Annotated in this window: 19 protein-coding genes; 7 read left to right on the top strand and 12 right to left on the bottom strand. The window is 43.5% G+C overall.

Annotated elements, in window-relative coordinates; all coding sequences use genetic code 11:
• From AB4589_RS09365 to AB4589_RS09345, 5 genes are all read right to left on the bottom strand, one after another.
• The coding region (locus AB4589_RS09365) for a VWA domain-containing protein (protein WP_372100237.1) at positions 1-1,349 on the bottom strand (1,349 nt) is incomplete at its 3' end.
• Complete coding sequence (locus AB4589_RS09360) at positions 1,342-2,334, bottom strand: VWA domain-containing protein (protein WP_372100235.1); 993 nt, start codon at positions 2,332-2,334, stop codon at positions 1,342-1,344. The genes AB4589_RS09360 and AB4589_RS09365, both read right to left, overlap by 8 nt.
• Positions 2,327-2,812, bottom strand: coding sequence for a DUF4381 domain-containing protein (locus tag AB4589_RS09355; protein ID WP_372100233.1), 486 nt, complete (start codon positions 2,810-2,812; stop codon positions 2,327-2,329). Before AB4589_RS09355 ends, AB4589_RS09360 begins: the two co-directional genes overlap by 8 nt.
• Complete coding sequence (locus AB4589_RS09350) at positions 2,809-3,735, bottom strand: DUF58 domain-containing protein (protein ID WP_372100231.1); 927 nt, start codon at positions 3,733-3,735, stop codon at positions 2,809-2,811. Before AB4589_RS09350 ends, AB4589_RS09355 begins: the two co-directional genes overlap by 4 nt.
• 10 nt (positions 3,736-3,745) lie before the next feature.
• Complete coding sequence (locus AB4589_RS09345) at positions 3,746-4,702, bottom strand: MoxR family ATPase (protein WP_248391948.1); 957 nt, start codon at positions 4,700-4,702, stop codon at positions 3,746-3,748.
• A 462-nt stretch (positions 4,703-5,164) separates the two neighbouring features.
• Between AB4589_RS09345 and AB4589_RS09340 the strand changes: the two genes are divergently transcribed.
• Positions 5,165-7,081 carry a methyl-accepting chemotaxis protein gene (locus tag AB4589_RS09340; RefSeq protein ID WP_009845811.1) on the top strand — a complete coding sequence of 639 codons (1,917 nt, stop codon included), beginning with the start codon at positions 5,165-5,167 and terminating at the stop codon, positions 7,079-7,081.
• A gap of 319 nt (positions 7,082-7,400) precedes the next feature.
• Entirely contained in the window at positions 7,401-7,601 is a 201-nt protein-coding gene (locus AB4589_RS09335; RefSeq protein ID WP_009845810.1) for a chromosome segregation ATPase, read from the top strand.
• A 285-nt stretch (positions 7,602-7,886) separates the two neighbouring features.
• Here the strand turns inward: AB4589_RS09335 and malK are convergent, their stop codons facing one another.
• A complete protein-coding gene (gene malK, locus AB4589_RS09330; protein ID WP_017104284.1) occupies positions 7,887-8,999 on the bottom strand; it encodes a maltose/maltodextrin ABC transporter ATP-binding protein MalK in 1,113 nt (370 codons plus the stop codon).
• 665 nt (positions 9,000-9,664) lie between these two features.
• On the opposite strand from malK, the gene malE reads away from it, so the two are divergent.
• The 3 genes from malE to malG all read left to right on the top strand — a co-directional run bounded on the left by malE (position 9,665) and on the right by malG (position 13,401).
• On the top strand, positions 9,665-10,849 hold the full coding sequence (gene malE, locus AB4589_RS09325) for a maltose/maltodextrin ABC transporter substrate-binding protein MalE (protein ID WP_009845808.1): 1,185 nt from the start codon (positions 9,665-9,667) through the stop codon (positions 10,847-10,849).
• Between the two features lie 78 nt (positions 10,850-10,927).
• On the top strand, positions 10,928-12,499 hold the full coding sequence (malF, locus tag AB4589_RS09320; RefSeq protein ID WP_009845807.1) for a maltose ABC transporter permease MalF: 1,572 nt from the start codon (positions 10,928-10,930) through the stop codon (positions 12,497-12,499).
• Positions 12,500-12,510: 11 nt separating this feature from the next.
• Positions 12,511-13,401 carry a maltose ABC transporter permease MalG gene (malG, locus tag AB4589_RS09315; protein ID WP_009845806.1) on the top strand — a complete coding sequence of 297 codons (891 nt, stop codon included), beginning with the start codon at positions 12,511-12,513 and terminating at the stop codon, positions 13,399-13,401.
• 591 nt (positions 13,402-13,992) lie between these two features.
• Here malG and AB4589_RS09310 read toward each other — a convergent pair.
• From AB4589_RS09310 to AB4589_RS09300, 3 genes are all read right to left on the bottom strand, one after another.
• On the bottom strand, positions 13,993-14,265 hold the full coding sequence (locus AB4589_RS09310; RefSeq protein WP_012600205.1) for a hypothetical protein: 273 nt from the start codon (positions 14,263-14,265) through the stop codon (positions 13,993-13,995).
• Positions 14,266-14,495: 230 nt separating this feature from the next.
• Positions 14,496-14,999 carry an acyl-CoA thioesterase gene (locus AB4589_RS09305; protein WP_012600206.1) on the bottom strand — a complete coding sequence of 168 codons (504 nt, stop codon included), beginning with the start codon at positions 14,997-14,999 and terminating at the stop codon, positions 14,496-14,498.
• A gap of 894 nt (positions 15,000-15,893) precedes the next feature.
• Positions 15,894-16,787, bottom strand: a complete 894-nt coding sequence (locus AB4589_RS09300; protein WP_017101014.1) for a DMT family transporter — start codon at positions 16,785-16,787, stop codon at positions 15,894-15,896.
• Between the two features lie 98 nt (positions 16,788-16,885).
• On the opposite strand from AB4589_RS09300, the gene AB4589_RS09295 reads away from it, so the two are divergent.
• Together AB4589_RS09295 and AB4589_RS09290 are read left to right on the top strand one after the other, a co-directional pair.
• Complete coding sequence (locus tag AB4589_RS09295; protein WP_372100228.1) at positions 16,886-17,674, top strand: helix-turn-helix transcriptional regulator; 789 nt, start codon at positions 16,886-16,888, stop codon at positions 17,672-17,674.
• A gap of 208 nt (positions 17,675-17,882) precedes the next feature.
• Entirely contained in the window at positions 17,883-19,130 is a 1,248-nt protein-coding gene (locus AB4589_RS09290; protein WP_371995618.1) for a hypothetical protein, read from the top strand.
• Between the two features lie 143 nt (positions 19,131-19,273).
• On the opposite strand, the gene AB4589_RS09285 is transcribed toward AB4589_RS09290, so the two are convergent.
• The 3 genes from AB4589_RS09285 to AB4589_RS09275 form a co-directional block, all read right to left on the bottom strand.
• The gene (locus tag AB4589_RS09285) at positions 19,274-19,633 is read right to left on the bottom strand and encodes a hypothetical protein (protein ID WP_017096226.1); all 360 of its coding nucleotides are present in this window, start codon (positions 19,631-19,633) and stop codon (positions 19,274-19,276) included.
• 178 nt (positions 19,634-19,811) lie between these two features.
• Positions 19,812-20,018, bottom strand: a complete 207-nt coding sequence (locus tag AB4589_RS09280) for a hypothetical protein (RefSeq protein WP_241810817.1) — start codon at positions 20,016-20,018, stop codon at positions 19,812-19,814.
• Positions 19,987-20,373 carry a hypothetical protein gene (locus tag AB4589_RS09275; protein WP_372100223.1) on the bottom strand — a complete coding sequence of 129 codons (387 nt, stop codon included), beginning with the start codon at positions 20,371-20,373 and terminating at the stop codon, positions 19,987-19,989. The genes AB4589_RS09280 and AB4589_RS09275 overlap by 32 nt, the downstream gene beginning before the upstream one ends.
• Between the last annotated feature and the right edge of the window lie 128 nt (positions 20,374-20,501).

Here is a 20,501-nt window from a genome sequence, read left to right as displayed (position 1 = left end):
TGTTGCTGTTGCTGTTGCTTCTGAGCCTGTTCGACAATCTCTAGGTTCTTCTTCGCGTAAGCATGTTCAGGGTTACTTTCGAGAATGCGTTGATACTCTTTTATCGCTTGGTCGTATTTACCTTGCTTTGCTTGTGCATTGGCGAGGTTGTAACGAGCATCTTCGCCAGAAAGACCTTGTAGCGTCTGTTCGGCCGCTTCGAAATCACCGGCTTTGTATTGCGCAATGCCTTTCCATTCTTGCTGTTCGAATTGTTCTGCGGCTTGTTGAAAGTCCTCATCTTGATACAACTGATAACCCACTTGGTCATCGGTTTTCCAAGGGTTTGCAAACGCAGTATTCGGTTGGCTGAACGAGACAAGTACAGCTAGACCACACCAAATGACCCCTTTTCGAAATAGCCCAAGTGCAGGAAGTAACAGAAACGGCAATAACCAGAAACCGTTGTTCACTCTGGTGTTGAGCGAGTTATTGGTTTTAGTCACTTCTGATGTTGTCGCAACTCGGTCGAGGTAATTTGCGATGTGTTCAACGTCTGAGTTATCAAATTGAACTTCAGTGAACGTGCCACCAGAGCGACGAGTCAGGCCGCGCATATTGCCTACGTTGGTTTTCGCAACCACGGTTTGTCCTGAGTTGGTCTGTAACATCGAACCTGTAGGTAACGAGATCGGCGCGCCGCTTTCCGTACCTACAGCCAAGATTGATAACGTCCAATTACTACCAGAGAGTAGCGAGTCGATATCTTTCTTCTCTTGACCATCAATATCATCAGCAATCAGTACCAGATCGCCTTTATAGATATGAGCACGAGTCATCATCTCGATCGCAAGCTTAACTGCCGATGCTGCATTGCCGCCTTGGAAGGGCATGATATCTGGTGATAGGTTGGGGACGAGGTTCTTGATGGTGTTGATGTCTGACGTCAAAGGACTAATGGTGTAAGCATCTCCGGCGTATGCCACCATTCCCGTTAGGCCTTCTTTCCAGAGTGATAGTAGATCCAAAGCCTTGTATCGCGCCTGTGTTAAACGGTTCGGCTTAATGTCAGTGGCATACATAGACATCGACATATCCATGATCACAACTCGCGCCTGTGTTTTTTCAAAGCTTGGCTGTTCATTTTTTTCAAAGCTTGGACCGGCCAATGCGATGACACCGACCAACCACCAAACACCGAAATAAGTGCTGCGGTTTTTAGAGGGTTTGCTCGATTCAGGAGCTAAATAACGGGCGATGTGTGACGCTAATAACCCTTGTTTGGATTGTCTCTTGCTAAGCCACCAAATAGCGGGCAGCATGGTAAGAGCCAAGAACCAATATGGGTAGATAAAAGTAAAGTTAGACATTGTTTCTCCTAATGGCTAACAGCATAAATGCGAAAAACATTGCCGCCGACAGTGGCCAGACAAACCGCTCTTGTTGTGGTCGCCAGATCTTAGTGGCGTTCGTCACGGGCTCTAACTGGTTGATGGTGTCGTAAATCGTTGCCAGCTCTTTGCTGTCACGCGCACGGAAGTACTGACCGCCAGTGCGTTTGGCGATTTCCATTAGAGTACGCTCATCCAAGTCTTGAGCGGTATTGACCTTACGAGTCATGAAGAACTCTTTGACCATCATTTCACCCGCACCGACACCCACGGTGTAAATTGTGGCGTTGTATTTCTTTGCAATATCCGCCGCTTCAAGTGGATCTAATACGCCCGCGGTATTACTGCCGTCACTGAGTAGAATCATTACACGCTGAGGAGCGTCGCTGTCGACAAAGGTTTTGGTGGCAAGGCCGATACCATCACCGATCGCAGTTTGAGTACCAATCAGCTTTAGCACTGCCTGATTCAGCTGTTGTGAAAGCGTGTCTCTATCTAACGTCAGTGGCGTCTGTAAGTAGGCGTGATCAGCAAATAGCACCAATCCGACTCGGTCGCCTTTTCGTCGCTCAATAAAGTCACTCAATACATGTTTCACCGCAGATAAGCGATCGATGTATTCGCCATTGAACTGCATGTCTTCTTGGCTCATCGAGCCGGAGAGGTCGACAACCAACATCAAATCACGGTGTTTCGGCTGAAACTCAACCGGTTCGCCGTACCAAACTGGACGTGCCATCGCAGTCACTAATAAAAGCCAGGTGATGACCGATAACGCCTTGGGTAAGCGACTGCTCGGTGTTTTGGTATTGCTGTCCTCGGGCAGAAATGGAAGCCTTAGGGCATTGTTCGATTCCGCCTTAGGAGAGAACAAGTAAACGAGAACCGGCAGTGGCGCGAGGAAAAACATCCACCACCAAACGAATTCAATATTTAGTAAGCTCGTGTTTAAAAGATCAGTCATAACGACCTCGCTTTGGAGGAAGGGCTTTACGAAGCCAGATTTCGCAGTCGTTAACCAATTGCTGTTGAGCCTTTTTCTGTTCGTCGCTCATTAAGGTTGCATCTTGGTAGAGCGCTTGTTGCCATTGCGATTGTTTTGCGGCGAACAAAGGTTTTGCCAATTGCGCATCTAAGAACGTCAACCAATCATCACCAGATAAGCCTGCCACTTTTTCGCGTGGGAAATAGCTTAGTGCTGCCTGACGAACGATGTCTTGAGCTGCACTCGGAGACAAGGTATTTGAAGGCTGACTATCACGAAAGCAAGCAAGTGCTTCGTTCTTCGCGTATTGGTTCTTTTGTCTTTTGTTTACAATGAAAAATACTAAGGCGATCAGAACAATGGCCGTGATAATGATTAACCACCAACCCCATGCCAAAGGCCACCATGACGGTGCGCTTGGCGTAATAATAGGGCTCAGGTCGAGAGGTTGATTCATGACTGAACTCCTGATACTTGGCTCATTAACGATTGCGCACAAGACAATGAACTGTATGGGATCGCCAGAGAAAGGCTCATTTGCATAAGTTGTTGTTGCTTCTGATCAAATGCGTGACTAAGCTTTTCCTTTTCCTTGCTTGATGAAAAGTTAAACCATTGCGTTTTATTGCCGTCGGTGATCTGTTTTGAACCTTTGAAAGCAGTGACACCTTGCTCTAATGGATCGTAAAAATGCACCAAGCGAACCCGATTATGTCGACGTATTTGATTGATAAGTGAGTAATTACTTTCGCTATAACGAACAAAATCACTGAGCATAATGATATCGCTGCCTTTCGGGCAAAGCTGATGAAGAGACTTCAGCCCATGCTCTAAGGTTGTGTTGCTGTGATTGTTTGGGTTAGTCAGCGCTGCGTTATTGATTTCTATGACTTTTTGTAAAATACGCAGCGGAGCGTGGTTGCTAGCACTGGGTTTAATCTCAATGATCTCTTGACCAGTATCTATCACTGCGCCAATACGGTCTTTTTGAGCGACGGTTAACCAGCACAGTTGGCTGGCAAAGTGCGCGAGTTGAACCGATTTAAGCAATAGGGTTGAGCCGAAAACCATACTGCTCGACAGATCTAAGAACAAAATCACAGGCTGTTCTCTTTCTTCAGAAAACAGTTTGGTGTGCGCCTTGCCTGTTCTCGCCGTGACGCGCCAATCAATGCTGCGGATGTCGTCGCCCGCCTGATATTGACGAACCTCAGAGAAGTTCATCCCGCGACCTTTACGATTGCTCTCGTGTTGACCGTTTAGTTGCGACCACAGGCTCTTGGCTGGAGGCAACCAGCGAACAGACTGCGCTTTGTATTGCAGCAGTTCGTCCAGATTCAACATGACACCGTCACTATGGTTGGGTAATTGATTATTCATGCGCGTATCCCTATGCGCTACCAACCAACGAGATAAGGTGTGCGATCACTTGGTTTGCAGTGACCCCTTCGGCTTGTGCGTGGTAGCTACGAAGCAGGCGGTGACGCAGTACAGGGAATGCCATCGCTTGAACATCTTGTGGAGTAACATAGTCGCGGCCAGCAAGCCAAGCGTGAGCGCGGGCACAACGGTCTAACGCGATGGTTGCACGCGGGCTAACACCCATGTCTAACCATTGATCAAGCTGGTCGCTGTATTGCTTAGGTTGGCGCGTCGCCATTACCAATCTGATGATGTACTGCTCAATGGTGTCTGCCATGTGAATGTTGAGCACTTCTTGGCGAGCTTCGAAGATAGTTTGTTGAGAAATAGGCTCTGGTTGAACTGGTTGATTGCCTTGAGCTTCGCCTCTGTTTAGGCGCAAAATCTCCAGCTCACTTTCCATGTCTGGATAAGCCACTTCTAAATGCAGCAAGAAACGGTCTAATTGAGCTTCTGGTAGCGGGTAAGTGCCTTCTTGCTCAATTGGGTTTTGCGTTGCCATTACCAAAAACAAATCGGGTAAGGCATAGGTTTTTCGTCCCGCCGTCACCTGCTTCTCAGCCATCGCTTCTAGCATTGCGGCTTGCACTTTCGCCGGAGCACGGTTGATCTCATCCGCCAGAATAAGCGAGTTGAAAATCGGGCCCGATTGGAAGGTGAATTCTCCCGTTTCTGGACGAAATATATCGGTACCCGTTAAATCAGCAGGTAACAAATCTGGCGTGAATTGAATGCGGTGGAAGTCTCCCTCGACACAGTCAGCCAATGATTTTACTGCGCGAGTTTTTGCTAGCCCGGGAGGCCCTTCAACGAGGATATGACCATCGGCCAAAAGGGCTATCATCAGCTGCTTAACAAGCTCTTTTTGACCAATGATTTGAGACTCTAAATAGTTTTGAAGGACTTCGAAATTTGTTTTGTGCATTTTGGACTCTCTGGGTATCCATTTGATTTTTATTTTGAGTATTGGTCACTGATTACTAGGAAAAAGTTCCAGTACGTTTGTGGAATTTATTTTTTCAAAATTGGAATTATTTACAAGCGGTTAACGAGAAAAAACCACTGAGCCATGGTTTGTACCATATCAATTGTTTTTTATATATCAAAGCTTCAGAGGTCTGTCGTTAAGTGAGCTTCGTGGAACCTTATTATCCAGATAATTAAAATGAATGGTTACGTTTCACTGCATTAGTCTTGCTGATAGTTTTTTCTATAGAAGAATGATTGCTTTGTTTCACCATGCTTACAAATTTTTGCGAAATACCTCTCTAGTTTGATGGGGTTTAGCCGATATATGGTGGAGAGAGTGCACTACTGGTTTAAGTGCACCAAAAAAATCCTGTTCAGGATATATAAATAACGAGCGATTCTTTTTAAAGGTCCAAATATGTTGAAAACTAACTCTCTGAGTATTAAACAAAAAGTTGTACTTGGAATTACCTTCGCAGTTCTTGCATCAACGGTGATTGTCGGTGCGATGGCACAAAAGCAAGCAAGAGATGTTTTGAGTCATCGATTAGTCGATATTGAGCTTCCGGGAATGTTAGAGCGAATTAATGGTGAAATTGACCGTGAAGTCTCTCAGCTATTGTTAGCTGCAGAACAAATTGCTTCGAATGAATTCATTTCTGACGCTATCGAATCGACCGATCGTGATGCCGTCTTAGAGAACAAGCTAGTAAAGCAATTGAACAATGTTCGTAACCAATACCAGCTAAATGATGCCTCGGTAGCAAACCGTCAAACGGCCTACTACTGGAACCAAGATGGCTTCTTGCGTCAACTCAATCAACAGCAAGATGGTTGGTTCTTTGGCTTTACGCAATCTGGCCAGCAGACAATGGTCAGTATGTTCCAAGAAGCGACAGGTGAAGTGAAAATGTTCGCTAACTACCAACAACCTTCTGGTTTAGCGATGTCTGGCTTATCGAAATCGATGGGTGACATGGTAAGTCTACTCAATAGTTTTAAGATCGAAGATACCGGTTTTGTTTTCTTAACGAATAGCCAAGGTGATGTTCAAATTCATCGCGAACGTTCGCTTAGTGATTCATCACTTCAACAACTTTACGGTCCTCAATCTAGTCAGTTGTTGAGCAAGTCAGGATTTAACCTGATTACAACGGAACATAAAGGACAAGAGTTGTTTGTCGCGAGTTTGTATGTGCCGTCAATGGATTGGTTCGTTGTTGGTGAAGTTCCGACGAGCGAAGTTTTTGCTGAGCTTGATGCAACGGCTAAACAGATGCTGATCATGACCGCTGTTGTAGCGTTAATCTTTATTCTGATGGGCGTAGTGCTAGCAAACAGTATTACTCAACCGATTAAACTTTTGGCTAAGCGATTCGGTGACCTTGGCGAAGGTGACGGTGACCTTGCTCAGCGTATCGAAGTGAAAGGCAACGATGAAATTGCACAGCTTTCAAAGGGCTTTAATGGATTCATCGAAAAGATTCACGAGTCGATGAAAGAGGTGTTTTCTACAAGCCAAGCACTTCAAGTCGCCGCTGAGAGTGTTTCTAATAAAGCACACATCACCCACGACAATAGCCAAGAACAACGAGATCAAACTCTTCAGGTAGTTGCAGCCATTAACCAGATGGGCATGACAATCAGCGAGATTGCATCGAATGCGGCAACGGCTGCGGAAACGGCAACACAGGCTTCAGGCAATACTGAAGTAGGCCGATCTGTGGTAAACAAAGCAAAAGACGCGATCAGCCGTTTAGCGCAAGACATCGAAAGTACAGGTCAAGTGGTAGAGCAGTTAGCTTCAACGACTCAAGACATTGGCTCTATTTTGGGTGTAATTCGTGACATCTCTGAACAAACCAACCTACTAGCTCTGAACGCTGCTATTGAAGCTGCGCGTGCGGGTGAACAAGGTCGCGGCTTTGCCGTTGTAGCCGATGAGGTTCGTAACCTAGCAAGCCGTACCGCAGATTCTACTGAAGAGATTCAGAAGATGATCAACCAACTGCAAAGTGATGCTAAAGATGCCGTAACGGCGATGAGTGCAGGCAAAGTGATTACACTTGAAGGCGTATCGGCGTCGGATGAAGCGGTGGACGTACTGGGTGGTATTTCAGACCGTATCGTTGATATCACTGATCGTAACACTCAAGTGGCAACGGCAACGGAAGAGCAATCAACCGTAGTTCATACCATCAACCAGAATATTGAAGAAATCAACGCGATTAACGAAGTGACGACTGGAACCGCAGAGCAGCTTGCTGAAGCGAGCCAAGAACTTCAACAGCTTTCTTCTCGTCTAGATAAGATGGTTGGCTCGTTTAAGCTTTAATAGCGGATAAACTTGCAACACTTACATTGGAGCCGGATTCATTTCACGTGAACCCGGCTTTTTTACGTCTGATATGCTTGTTCGTTTGATACGGCACTTTACGTTTGCTAGGCAGTTTATGTTTGGTGTGGCTTTTACGTCTGATGCTAATTGTTACGTTTGGTATCGCTTTTTACGTTGAACGTCGCCATTCAGACCGCAGTTCTGCATTTAAGCTGATGTTCACTTGATCTGGTTTCGGGCTTTGCACCTAATCGCCCTAGCATCATAGAGCGTAAATGAGTAAAATCTCGCTAGGTTTAATATTTAGGTAAGTATCATGAGCGATTTTGAAAAAGAACTAGAGCAGATGACTCAAGAGATGGGCGATGAGCCTGAAGTGAAACTTCCATCACTTGAAGAGCAAAAAGCGATCGTTGCTGAATTTAAGCGACTAGAAGCGGAAGGCAAACTGACACCTGAAGTGTTAGAACAGCATTTTGGCCAGTTCAATAAAACAAGTGATACGCCAATTCACTAAGTTATTTACTACGATTGGTATTAAAGTTGAGCAAGCCTATATCTTTATCGTTTAGATAGGGTGGCTTTTAGCTCCAACAGATAAAGGTCTAGCATTCGCTAGGCCTTTTTTGTTTTTATACTGAACAGACAACAGACAACAGACAACAGACAACAGACAACAGACAACAGACAAAGCGCGATCTATTTAATGAAAGTAAAACTCGTTGTCAGAAAATGAGAAATCCCCCTTACAAGGTAAGAGGGATTCGATACGGGCAAGTTATATCCTAAAAAGACGAACCGATTAGTCGGTGCCGTACTCTTTGTACAAGCGACGACATGCTCTACCATCGCTATGGAACAAGTGACAACGGTGTGCAGGAATACCAATCGCTAGCTTGTCACCAGACTCAATCGTCAACGTGTCTGGCTGGCGATAGATAACGTCAGCATCGGCACTGTCGAGGTTTAGGTAAACTTGTGTTTCGTTACCGAGCTTCTCGACCATCAACACATCAGCTTCAATCGTCGCATCACCTGTTTCAGCAGACAATAAGTGCTCAGGACGAACACCTAGAGACATACGGTCACCAGCGTTGACAGTCGTGCCATCAACTGGGATCCAGAAAGTCATGCCGTTTGAAAGTTGTACCAATACGCGTTCAGCTTCAGCTTGTTCGATGTGAACCGACATAAAGTTCATTTTTGGTGAGCCAATAAAGCCAGCAACGAAACGGTTTTGAGGATAGTGGTAAAGATCAAGAGGTTTACCCACTTGAGAAACAAAACCACCATCAAGCACAACGATTTTATCCGCCATTGTCATCGCTTCAACTTGGTCGTGTGTTACATAAATCATGGTACAGCCCAGTTGACGCTGTAGCTTCGTGATTTGTGAACGCATTTGAACACGAAGTGCTGCATCCAGGTTAGATAGAGGCTCATCAAGTAGGAATACGTTTGGTTGAGAAACCAAAGTACGACCAATCGCAACACGTTGACGTTGACCACCAGACAATGCTTTAGGTTGACGTTCAAGAAGGTGACCAAGCTGAAGGATTTCTGCAGCATGTTCTACACGCTTGTCAATTTCAGCTTTATCGGCGTTTGCCAGTTTAAGACCAAAAGACATGTTGTCGTAGAGATTTAGGTGAGGGTAGAGCGCGTAAGATTGGAATACCATACCTACACCACGCTTTGATGGCTCAACATCGTTCATGCGTTGTTCACCAATGTACAAATCACCAGACGTAATATCTTCTAGACCTGCGATACAGCGTAATAGCGTCGATTTACCACAACCTGATGGTCCAACGAATACTACGAACTCACCTTCGTTGATGTCTAAGGTTACGTCCTTAGAAATCTGTACATCACCATATGATTTATAAACGTTTTTTAACGTGACACTCGCCATCTAGCTTGTCCTCGATCGATCAAATTTTAAGTTTTACTGCTGATCATTATAAGGAATTTTTGGGTCAGCAGTAACTGTAGGAATTGGTAAGTATTGAGTGAGTAAGAAAAAAGTGGGTGGGACTTGAATTCTTTAACCAAGCCCACCCGTCATAGCCAAACTGGTGCCTATTTCCCCCACATCCAGCTAAATCTCCCCCGTGATTCAATCACAGATTTAGCTCGATGCTTAATAAAGACAACAGCGGGCAGTGAAGCCAACTAAATGAAGAATGCGTCAACGCATAACATTCGCTGGTAAAGGGTTCTTACTATCCACTCTTGGATGAATGCAGTTTCGGTGAATTCGCGTAATGGTACATCCTCCCAATAGAAAATTAACTAGGGGGAGTAGGAGGGGAGGAGTAGATAAAGGGGGTTATCTATAACTGGCGATCCAGTTCAAATAAATCCACCGCATAACGGTGATGTGGATCACGATGAGTATCTACTTTGTGACTTCGCTCGCCAATCTTACCGGATGACGATCACGAAATTAGGCCATAATAGCTAGGGCGTAGTGGCTAGGATGATGAGCTGTCATTGATTTTCTCAGATCATAGCCTCCGAAAACTGGCTCGTCTTAATTGAATGCGCCCTACGTATAAATATAAAAAGGATATTGACATGAAAAACGCTCTAAGCGCTGTAGCTCTAGGCACAATCGTTGCTCTGGGTTCTTTTGGTGCAAACGCTGCTATCGAAGAAGGTCAACTAACTATTTGGGTTGGTGGCGACAAAGCTTATGAAGGAATGGCTGAAGTAGGTAAACGCTTTGAAGAAGATACTGGTGTTAAAGTAACCGTCGCTTTCCCTGACAAACTAGAAGAGAAATTCTCTCAGGTTGCAGCAGCTGGCGATGGCCCAGACATGATTTTCTACGCACACGACCGTTTTGGTGGTTTTGCAGAAGCAGGTCTTCTTGTTGATATCAAACCTTCTAAGGAAACTAAAGAAGGTATCGTAGACTTCGCATGGGATGCTGTTTCTTACGACGGTAAAACAATCGCTTACCCAGTTGCAGTTGAGTCAGTTTCTCTTATCTACAACAAAGCACTTGTCCCTAACCCACCTAAGTCTTGGGAAGAGATCCCTGCACTAAACGCTAAGCTTCAAAAAGATGGCAAGAAAGCAATCATGTGGCCTTTACGTGGTGGCGCTTACTTCACATGGCCTCTACTTGCAGCTGACGGCGGTTACGCGTTCAAGCAAACAGCGGAAGGTTACGACATTAAAGATGCAGGCGTAGCGACTGACGGTGTTCAGAAGTCTCTAGGTTTCATTGAGAAGATGGTAAAAGACAAAGTTATTTCTGCGGATATGGATTACTCAGTTGCTGAATCTGAATTCGTAGCAGGTAACGTTGCAATGACAATTAACGGTCCTTGGGGCTGGGCAAACATCGAGAAAGCTGGCGTAGATTACGGCGTAGCAACATTGCCTAAGTTCAACGGTAAAGCGTCTAAGCCATTCGTTGGTGTATGGGCTGGTGGTATCAGCACCGCTTCTCCAAACCGTGATCTAGCCGTTGAGTTTATGGAAAACTACCTACTAACTGATGAAGGTATGAAGAGCTTGAACGACGACAAGCCACTAGGCGCTGTTGCTCTTAACTCTTTCCAACGTCAACTAGACAGCGACACTCGTATTGCAGCAACAATGGATAACGCGATGAACGGCGAAATCATGCCTAACATCCCTCAGTTCACAACATTCTGGTACAGCATGGAAGAAGCTATTGGCAACGTAGTTGATAGCCGTCAATCAGTAGAGCAAGCACTAAAAGGTGCTGAAGCTCGAATGACTAAGTAACAACCAAGCACTACCTTTTAAGGAGGGGGCAACCTCTCCTTACTTTTCTATTTTTATATCTCGTTAGCAGGTTCCTCTATGCAGTCAGTTCAAGGTTCAGATGCGATCCCGGCACCATCAAGCCTTCCAGGCAGTAAAAGCGTCTTCATCAAATGGGGGTTGCTTGGTAGTGTTGGCTTAATTAATGGCTACGCTACAATTTTAATGTATTCTCGCGGTGAGCTCGCATTTGCGCTGCTTACTGTGATTTTAACGGCTTTGGCTCTTTACATTTTTGGTAGTAAGAAAACTTACGCCCACCGTTATATTTACCCCGGTATTGCCGGAATGATCTTATTCATTCTTTTCCCACTGGCATATACCGTAGGGCTTGCGTTTACTAACTACAGCGCAAAAAACCAGCTCTCTCTAGAGCGTACTCAAACCGTTCTTTTAGACCGTTCATTCCAAAGCGGTGAAAGCTACCCATTCACTTTGTACAAAACAGATAACGGTCACCAGATCGTTGTGAAAGATGGCGACCAGCTGTTAGCAACTGATGTATTTTCTCTGGAAGGCATGACATCAACAGAGATGGACCTATCTGCAATTGACTCTGTACAAGGTGAAAAAGAGAAGATCAAAGCGATCATCCAAAATCGCTCTGTGATCAGTGGTGTCGATTTCCATCTGCCAAATGGTGATGACATCCGCATGAGCGGCTTACGTAAATTTGCTGCCGTTGCACCGCTTTACACGCTTCAAGATGACGGGGAAACGTTATACAACAATGAATCTGGCGAAATATTGAAACCAAACATGGAAGTGGGTTTCTACCAACCGGTTGACGAGAAAGGTGAGTTTATCGGTAACACCATTTCTCCAGGGTTTGTTGTAGACATTGGTACGGCTAACTTTGAACGTGTTTGGAAAGATGACGGCATCAAAGAACCGTTTATCAGCATCTTTATTTGGACGGTTGTGTTCTCCATTTGTACGGTAGCCTTCACACTTGCAATTGGTTTGGTTCTGGCAAACGTTGTGCAGTGGGAAGAGCTGAAAGGCCGTGCTGTGTATCGTGTCTTACTAATTTTGCCTTACGCCGTACCAGCATTTATCTCGATTCTTATCTTTAAGGGCCTATTCAACCAGAGCTTTGGTGAGATTAACATGGTGCTTGAGAGTATCTTTGGTTTAAGCCCAAACTGGTTCTCCGACCCGATCTTAGCGAAAACCATGGTGTTGATTGTTAACACTTGGCTAGGCTTCCCTTACATGATGATTCTATGTATGGGTCTACTAAAAGCGATTCCTGAAGATTTATACGAAGCGTCAGCAATCGATGGTGCTAACTTCCTTGATAACTTCAAGCGAATCACTTTTCCATTGATGATAAAACCGTTGACACCGCTATTGATTGCAGCGTTTGCCTTTAACTTCAATAACTTTGTAATGATTCAACTATTGACGAACGGTGGCCCGAACATGATTGGTACTTCTGAGCCAGCGGGTTACACAGACTTGCTTGTAAGCTACACGTACCGAATTGCATTCGAAGGCGGCGGCGGTCAAGATTTTGGTCTAGCAAGTGCAATCGCAACGCTTATCTTCCTATTGGTTGGTGCACTAGCGTTACTAAACCTTCGTTTCACTAAATTGACTCAAGATTAAGGAGCACGACAATGGCTATGGTACAAGGTAAGAGCCTTAAATACCGAGTATGGGCAACGCATATTGCGCTGTGGTGCTTCTTAGCGCTAATTATTTTCCCACTACTGATGATTATTGCTATCTCATTCCGCGAAGGTAACTTTGCAACCGGTAGCTTGATTCCAGACAACCCATCTTTGGAACACTGGAAATTGGCTCTGGGTATGTCAGTGACGAATGCTGATGGCTCAGTTACTCCGCCTCCATTCCCAGTACTGACTTGGCTGTGGAACTCAATAAAAGTAGCGGGTATTACGTCAATTCTTATTGTTACACTGTCGACAACATCGGCTTACGCATTTGCTCGTATGCGCTTTAAAGGTAAAGAAACTATCCTGAAAGCGATGATGATTTTTCAAATGTTCCCTGCGGTATTGGCTCTAGTGGCTATCTACGCACTGTTCGACAAATTAGGGCAATACATCCCATTCTTAGGCTTGAATACGCATGGCGGTCTGATCTTCTCGTACTTGGGCGGTATTGCATTACACGTTTGGACGATTAAGGGCTACTTTGAGACGATTGATAACTCTTTGGAAGAAGCTGCAGCATTAGATGGCGCAACACCTTGGCAAGCGTTCAGATTGGTTCTATTACCACTGTCAGTACCCATCCTAGCGGTTGTATTCATTTTATCTTTCATTGGTGTTGTTGGTGAGGTACCAGTTGCTTCCATCCTATTATCGGACGTGAACTCTTACACGCTAGCGGTAGGTATGCAGCAGTACCTATATCCTCAGAACTACTTATGGGGCGACTTTGCGGCAGCAGCGGTACTTTCCGCACTTCCGATTACTATCGTGTTCTTACTGGCTCAGCGTTGGTTAGTTGGCGGTTTGACGTCGGGTGGTGTAAAAGGATAAGCTGTCCTTATAAGAAAGACAAAAGAGCGACCGTTAGGTCGCTCTATATTGGCATTTTTATTACATCATTTGGTTTGGCCGCCGATCAGTAATAAAAATAACCCTCAGGTTACGCATAGCTGGCTACTAATCAGGTTCCTTACGCTATTAATGATTAGTGGTTTTTGTAACTCTAACCCAGGTACTTACTTGGGTTTTTTTATGCCCGCTACTTTTATCTCTATCTCTATCTCTATCTCTATCTCTATCTCTATCTCTATCTCTATCTCAGTCTTTTTGGTTTCTTTCAGTCATTAAATACTGAAGTACCTCTTTCCTGGATTTTTCCGGTTTCATCTCTCTAATTGAAGACATCAACGAGTCTCACAAATCAGACACTCAGTATAGGGGGCCACAGCTCTATTGATATATGTGTAATATTTCCATGCGTGATACTTCAATAATTTGCATGCAACGGATCGGTCTATTACACAGAAAGTGCCTATAAAGGCAGGCTCGTGTTAATTTTTTGTGGTGGGTATTCTCGGTAGTTATTGATTTAGTGGTAAATATTTCAAAAAGGGAAGGGGAAAAGGAAGAGGTGATGTGAGACTAGAACTCTTTGCTAGAAGGTGCGCAACCTAAATGCTGAAGTAAAACATAGATGCTGTCTTGATAAAGAGCTACGCGACGAAACAGATCCGCAAACGTCTGATCACCGCCAAAACAAGCTTGGATATAGTGGTTAATTTCATTCGTGTCGTAGCCTTCGACGTACAAACTTCTAACCCATTGATACTCAACTGCCTTCAAGTTCGTCAGTGTAGATTCGCAAAGGGTGGGAAATGTTGTGCTCAAAAGTGGCTCCAAGAAATTTAAATACATCCATTATGATTGGCGGTATTTAAACAGAGCAAAATGACGACTTTATTACAGTCAAAATAAATCCGTGAACAAGTATCGGATCATTTTAACTTTTGACTGGGTATCACGCTTTATAGTCAGCATTAGGTGTGTAACGGATTTACTTGGGTATAGAGAGGGAATTGAAAATGCCAAGCAAGTACTGCCTGGCATCGTAATAAGGTTTTGTAGGGTAGATCTGTTAGTGGCGCCTATTTAAGATACTTTACGTGTGCTTCCATCTCTTCACCGATCTGTTTTCGCATGTTCATTAGACGAATAGCAGAATCTCTTAATTCGATGTCTTCTGATGTTTCTGGTACCCATTCTGGCACTTTAGTCGGGTTACCATTTTCATCAACAGCGACCATAATAACGATACAGTGAGTCGTTAGGCGGTTGTTGAGTTCTTTTGGGTCGCTGGCTTGAACATCGATAGCGATGTGCATAGAAGATGACCCTGTATAAATGACCTTCGCACTTACTTCAACAAGGTTACCCACATGGATTGGAGCAACGAATCGAATACCACCAGCGTAAGCGGTAATACAGTACTTACCACTCCATCCAGCAGAACAAGCGTAAGCCGCTAAATCGACCCATTTCATTACGGCACCACCATGAACTTTACCACCAAAGTTCACATCCCCGGGTTCAGCTAAAAAACGCAGAGTAACGTCTCGTTTACCATCTTGTCGGCTATTGTGACTGCTCATCTATCTTCCTTCATTATTATTGTTCTGAATAACATGCTCGTTACTTGCTAATAACAATATACTTAAGATGACATAAATTAAAGCGGATAATCTCACGAACAAGACTATTTTTTCAAACAGATGGCGAGTTGATGACTATTGATGTTTAAAGGAGGTGGACGTGACTCTCCAACAGAGGAGTACTCTATCGAGCAAGTTGGCGGAAGGGTGGGTTGCAAAAAAAAACACCTAGCGGAATGCTAGGTGTTTCTAAGCCGTGTGGTACTCATATCGGTACCTTTTTGAGTTAGCCAACTAACCGTCGCTTATCTGGTTTAGTTAAAGTGATGGTATCTTAATTAATCCCAAAACGATAGTTAGGTTTGTTTTCTTATCAGCTTACTTTCTGTTCTGAAAAGTATAGAACCTTCGCGTAGATATTTCCTTTCGTATTATTGCTAGAAAACTCGTTTAATACATTTTGCAATAATAATCTGTATTTGTCGGTAAATTAAGGTATTAAAGCTAAATTTATATCGATTTTAAAGTATTCACTTTTGTATAAACCAAAGTGACTAGACGGTTCTTTCGTTGCCATAATCTTTCTAAATGGCTCATGGCGACCTGGGTTACATGAGCCGTGTGAACATAGGAGAGCGATTAGAGCAACAGTTACCTGCTTTCTGGAGAGTTATTCTAACGCTTTGAACACTTAAACCGTACTTAGTGCATTAAATGGAAGTTGGCGAGATATTGCAATAGCAAACACCATTATTAAGCGTACTTAAAAGCTTCATGAACGAAAAATAAAATCAGAGAGCATGAATCGAGAAATTGAAAATAAGCAAAAGTACCTGCTAACGAGGCAGGTACTGAGTGGAAAATGGAATGGGCATTGTCGCAGGTTAAGCGGGGTTAGTTTTGCTGAGGTAAGGGAGCCTCAAGCCTTGGCTTTCTTTTGATTTGCGTGAGGATGACGCCTGAAATCACCATCACACCACCAATGATGTGGAACTGGCTAATCTTTTCACCCAGCCAGGTGGAAGCCAATACAATCGCGATAACTGGCATCAGATTCATAAACATCGCGCTTGAATCCGCGCCAATCGTGTCAATCGCTTTCACCCACATCCAAGGCGCTAAAATCGAAGCGGCCACCGCGGCGTAAGCTATCAATGGGAGCGCTTGTTGCGGTGGTAAAAGCTGTTCGCTGGTAAGCCAAAGTGGCGTAAGCATCGCGACAGCAAACAGACCCTGAATGTAAATCACCACCCAGCTACTGATTGGCATTTTCCAGCGTTTCAATAACACACAGTAAGAAGCATAAACAAAGGCCGCAATTAACATATAGCCATCGCCTTGAGTCAATTCTTGATGCATGAAGAATAACGGGTCGCCTTTACCTAACATCAGAGCTAAGCCTGACAGTGACAATACACCACCCACAATACTCAAACTAGAAATCGACTTGTGCAATAAAGGAACGCTTAGAAACACACTGATTAACGGGACTAAAGACGTGATCAATGCCATGTTAGAAGCGGTTGTGGTTAAGCCTGCGTAGTAACCTAGAGATTGGTTCAACACCATGCCTAAAAAGCCGAGGAACGCTAATTTAGATAAGTTTGGCTTAATGACAGCCCACTGTTTCATCACTGGGCGAATGCAGAAAGGCGTGAGAATTAACATCGCAAAAAACCAGCGGTAAAAACTCATCGCGCTAGGTTCTATGGTGCTTGCAGCAAGCTTGTTGACGATTGCATTGGCGGCCCAGATACAGACTGTAAAAAATGGTAAGAGATAATGCATGTGAATTCCGTCGCAAATGAGTTGATGCGGCTAGTTTGACAGGTCGTTATACTTACAAGTATCTTTAGAAAGACATCAGGCGCGATAGGAAGACAAGTTTGAAAAAACACTCCAGAAACCTTCATCCATCCTTATCAATTGATAAGGCACCATCCAACGTATTTATGAATTTTGAAGCGTTTCTTTCGAACACTGAAACCCGAGTTCATAGCCACTCATGGGGACAGGTTCAATTGATCAGTGGCGGTATATTAGAGATGGAAGCGGAAAGCACCCGATTTCTAGCGCCGCCACATTTAGCGATTTGGGTACCAGCCGGGGTGATGCATTGCAGTTATAACCGTAAGCCTTTGGACTACTGCTCGCTAAATATTGCTCCAGAACTCACGCAACATCTGCCAGATAAAACCAGCCTTATAAAGATCACGCCGATTGTGTCTTCTATTATCGATGACTTTCGCGAGCGTGGAATCAATGTTGCGGAAACAGATCAAGATCAAAGGCTCGTTCAGGTACTGCTTGACCAACTTGCGCAGCGTGAGGTTGAACACCACTTCTTGCCTTCAACCGATAATAAGTATCTAGCGCCAATATTGGCTTCTGTTGAAGAGAACCCAACCGACGAAGTGACACTGAAAGATTGGGCTGAACGTGTCCACACCACGGAAAGAACCCTTTCTCGTCATTGCCAGACGGAGCTTGGTATGAGCTTTACCGAGTGGCGACTGCGAGTGCGCTACCTATACTCTATGGACTTGTTGAGAAACGGCCAATCGGTTAAAGAGGTCGCCCTTACATTGGGTTATAACCAAGCAAGTCCATTTATCACCATGTTCAAACGTTACGCGAACCAAACGCCAGAACAGTATAAGAACCGTTTGTTGTGATTGGTTTCTTTCATCCGATGTATTAATAATTGATGTTTCCCTTTTTATATTTAAGTTTTTGTTATTAAAAGATTAAATTCGGTGTTGATAGCGGACGTACACGTCTGTTTCGTCAATGGTTTGAATTTGGTTATATAAGCATTTAGTTTTTTGATCGTATTTGAGTGATCATTTATATAATCACTTGCTCAAAATGCCGAGGAAAAATTTGAAATTTATTATCCCAACGATATCAGTATTAGCTGTAACACTTTCTGCATGCGGTGGTGGTAGCGATAGCGCTGCGCCACCACCTAAAAAGACTAAAACCGTAGTTCCTCAAATGTCCATAACCCCGGCATCAGGAAGTGTTGCAGATCCAAAAGATGACGTTGCAAAAAACTCTTATAGTAGTCCCGTCATGTATACAGCTAATGCTATAGGTAGTACTGATATCAAAGAGTGTATCAAGTCTCTAAACCTGTTTAATATTTACAGTATTGGTTGGGACGATGAATTTAATGAAGAGCTATCATCTAAGCAGCAAAAAGATCTCAAAGGTTTCTATGGTGTTTATGGCGCAAACGGAATTGTCGATTACTCTGCTCACACCACCGAAGCTATCGAAGCTAAAGATTGGATCAGTTATTTCTACTATGATGCAAATTTTCAAGATTGCGAAGCGCGTCGTTACAAGTCATATGCCAAGGTCAATAAAGTAGGCCAGGACATTACCGAGCTTAGTTACAAGTACAGTGTAGATGCCGATGCTAAGACAAGCACACCTCAACAAAATATAAGTAACTATACGGCTTGGCAAAGTGACGCTGCGAAAAACACAGTGGTTGGTTTAGTGACGAACATTACAACAGGTAGTATTCAACACAAGCAGCAACTGAAAAGCTTCACATCCGACAGTGGGCGCTTTGTTGATAACGTCAATTTCAGCAAGATGTTTAGAAATAGCTATTTCTTTGAGTCTTATGACAATGGCAAAGTTGAGTTCCAAGTTGTTGGCGGTAAGGTGATTGATAGATATGCAAAATTAAACCAGTCAGCCCCAGATACATACTATGCAGTTAACTTGATCTCGGCATACTTCCCAGGTGTTGGAACAAGAATTAATTGGTGTGTACGAGGGAGCCAGTTCGTACTAAACAAAGAGACGCCTATCAGCGAAGCACAATACAGCAGCATTATTGAAAATGGTGATTTGGGAGCGGCTTACTGTGACCCATTTGATGCGAATATCAGCCAAGTTCGTTACTACGATACGAAAGGAAGTATAGTCTCAGACAGCTCCGCAATTGCGCTTGAGTTAAACAATAAGTTGGCACAAGGCACTATTGTTAAAGACAAGTTGGATCAACGAGTAGCAAATAAGAAGTTGTACTTAGGAAAAACACACAGTGAATATTTCCAAGATACTTCTTTGGCGAATCAAGTTGATCAGATCAAAGCCGATTTGACTAAATAGCGTTTAGACGAGCGTTATGAAGGTGTGCCTCTGCAATCTATAATCGTAAATAGCCATCCTCGTGATGGCTTTTTCATATCACTAGTGGGTTGGCAAGCAGTCGCGTGGCAAGACCTTCGAAATCTTAAATATTTGTTTGGCGCTTATATCCAATCATGGGCTACCGCCATTAACGAAACAAAACTGGTCAGTACATTCGAGAGGATGGTAACCACATGAATGAGATGCACTAATTTCTTCCCTTTAAAGGCTTTAAATGAGTAGATTGTTGAAAGCAAAGATAGGACAAAAAACAGACCAATAGGCCAATACCAATAATACAGGGGGTCAAACTGAGTAAATTCGCATGCAACAACAGCATAAAAAAATCCAACTAAGGATAATAGGCCGTGAGCAGATTGAGCAATCGACCTGGAATTTAAGTAGTAGAGATAAGAAACCATGGGGTAGAAGGCTAATAAAACCCAAACTTGGCTAATCACAGTCAGTTGGTAGTCACTCATAATTCTCTCGATCACCTAATGCCTTGTCAATTTGTTGAAACTATACGACGAAGCTATATGCGTAAACGTTATATACGCAAAAAAATATGCGAGTACTCTAACCCAAAAAAACTAAATATTACAAAGTGTTATTGGAGTCCGTTGAATCGATTGATAAGTAGTTTAATAATGAATGCGGTTATAAGTATTTACCTGCATTTTCATAAGCTTCGATTTCTATCGGTGCTTCAACGTAACCAAAGATGGCTAGTTGCAATAAATACTTTTTAGTAAATGCTTCAAGCCCCAAATCTTCGACTTGTTTTACATGAATCAATTCATGAGAAAGTAGTAATTTGTCACCTTTTGCTTTGTTAGCGATCCAAATGCCATAACCAAATGCCATAACCAAATGTTGAACCCGTAAAGTAAGGAGAGTCAAGCCCCAAACGTTGCATTTGAAATAGCAACGGTTCATTTTCAGGCAAAGGAATTGAATCGGCATAATGTACGCGGATTTTTTCAGGATATTTGATGCCAATCTTATGTGCAATTTCAACGTATTGAGGTAGTAAAGGGATACCTTGGGTTAGTGCTATTTGTTCATTTTTTCTTACATACTTAATAGACAGTGGGAAGTATGCTTCTAGTTGCTCTAATAGATGGCTAGGAGGGTTAGCATAGACGTCGTTTTTATCTTCACATCCTAGAATTGAAATAACTAAGATCAAAAGAGTGATAAATTTAAGTGATGCTTTCATTTGTTGCGAACTCCTTTTTATCGTTATTTGTCTTGTAAGAAAAGTAAGTGTCCATTAGCACAATAACAATATTCTCGAAATATATGACTTTGCCTTAGCGAAGGTTCTTAGGGTATTACTCTTTAAAC

Origin of the sequence: Vibrio sp. 10N.222.49.A3, from assembly GCF_041475145.1 — a bacterium.
GTDB classification, from domain to species: domain Bacteria; phylum Pseudomonadota; class Gammaproteobacteria; order Enterobacterales; family Vibrionaceae; genus Vibrio; species Vibrio tasmaniensis_A.
Note: the sequence above shows the minus strand (reverse complement) of the source record. Positions and strands in the feature narration are given on the sequence as shown.

Excerpts from the sequence above, each read along its gene's own strand:
- AB4589_RS09360 (WP_372100235.1), bottom strand. The coding sequence starts at position 2,334 with ATGACTGATCTTTTAAACACGAGCTTACTAAATATTGAATTCGTTTGG.
- AB4589_RS09355 (WP_372100233.1), bottom strand. The coding sequence starts at position 2,812 with ATGAATCAACCTCTCGACCTGAGCCCTATTATTACGCCAAGCGCACCG.
- AB4589_RS09350 (WP_372100231.1), bottom strand. The coding sequence starts at position 3,735 with ATGAATAATCAATTACCCAACCATAGTGACGGTGTCATGTTGAATCTG.
- AB4589_RS09345 (WP_248391948.1), bottom strand. The coding sequence starts at position 4,702 with ATGCACAAAACAAATTTCGAAGTCCTTCAAAACTATTTAGAGTCTCAA.
- AB4589_RS09340 (WP_009845811.1), top strand. The coding sequence starts at position 5,165 with ATGTTGAAAACTAACTCTCTGAGTATTAAACAAAAAGTTGTACTTGGA.
- AB4589_RS09335 (WP_009845810.1), top strand. The coding sequence starts at position 7,401 with ATGAGCGATTTTGAAAAAGAACTAGAGCAGATGACTCAAGAGATGGGC.
- malK (WP_017104284.1), bottom strand. The coding sequence starts at position 8,999 with ATGGCGAGTGTCACGTTAAAAAACGTTTATAAATCATATGGTGATGTA.
- malE (WP_009845808.1), top strand. The coding sequence starts at position 9,665 with ATGAAAAACGCTCTAAGCGCTGTAGCTCTAGGCACAATCGTTGCTCTG.
- malF (WP_009845807.1), top strand. The coding sequence starts at position 10,928 with ATGCAGTCAGTTCAAGGTTCAGATGCGATCCCGGCACCATCAAGCCTT.
- malG (WP_009845806.1), top strand. The coding sequence starts at position 12,511 with ATGGCTATGGTACAAGGTAAGAGCCTTAAATACCGAGTATGGGCAACG.
- AB4589_RS09310 (WP_012600205.1), bottom strand. The coding sequence starts at position 14,265 with ATGTATTTAAATTTCTTGGAGCCACTTTTGAGCACAACATTTCCCACC.
- AB4589_RS09305 (WP_012600206.1), bottom strand. The coding sequence starts at position 14,999 with ATGAGCAGTCACAATAGCCGACAAGATGGTAAACGAGACGTTACTCTG.
- AB4589_RS09300 (WP_017101014.1), bottom strand. The coding sequence starts at position 16,787 with ATGCATTATCTCTTACCATTTTTTACAGTCTGTATCTGGGCCGCCAAT.
- AB4589_RS09285 (WP_017096226.1), bottom strand. The coding sequence starts at position 19,633 with ATGAGTGACTACCAACTGACTGTGATTAGCCAAGTTTGGGTTTTATTA.
- AB4589_RS09280 (WP_241810817.1), bottom strand. The coding sequence starts at position 20,018 with ATGGCATTTGGTTATGGCATTTGGATCGCTAACAAAGCAAAAGGTGAC.
- AB4589_RS09275 (WP_372100223.1), bottom strand. The coding sequence starts at position 20,373 with ATGAAAGCATCACTTAAATTTATCACTCTTTTGATCTTAGTTATTTCA.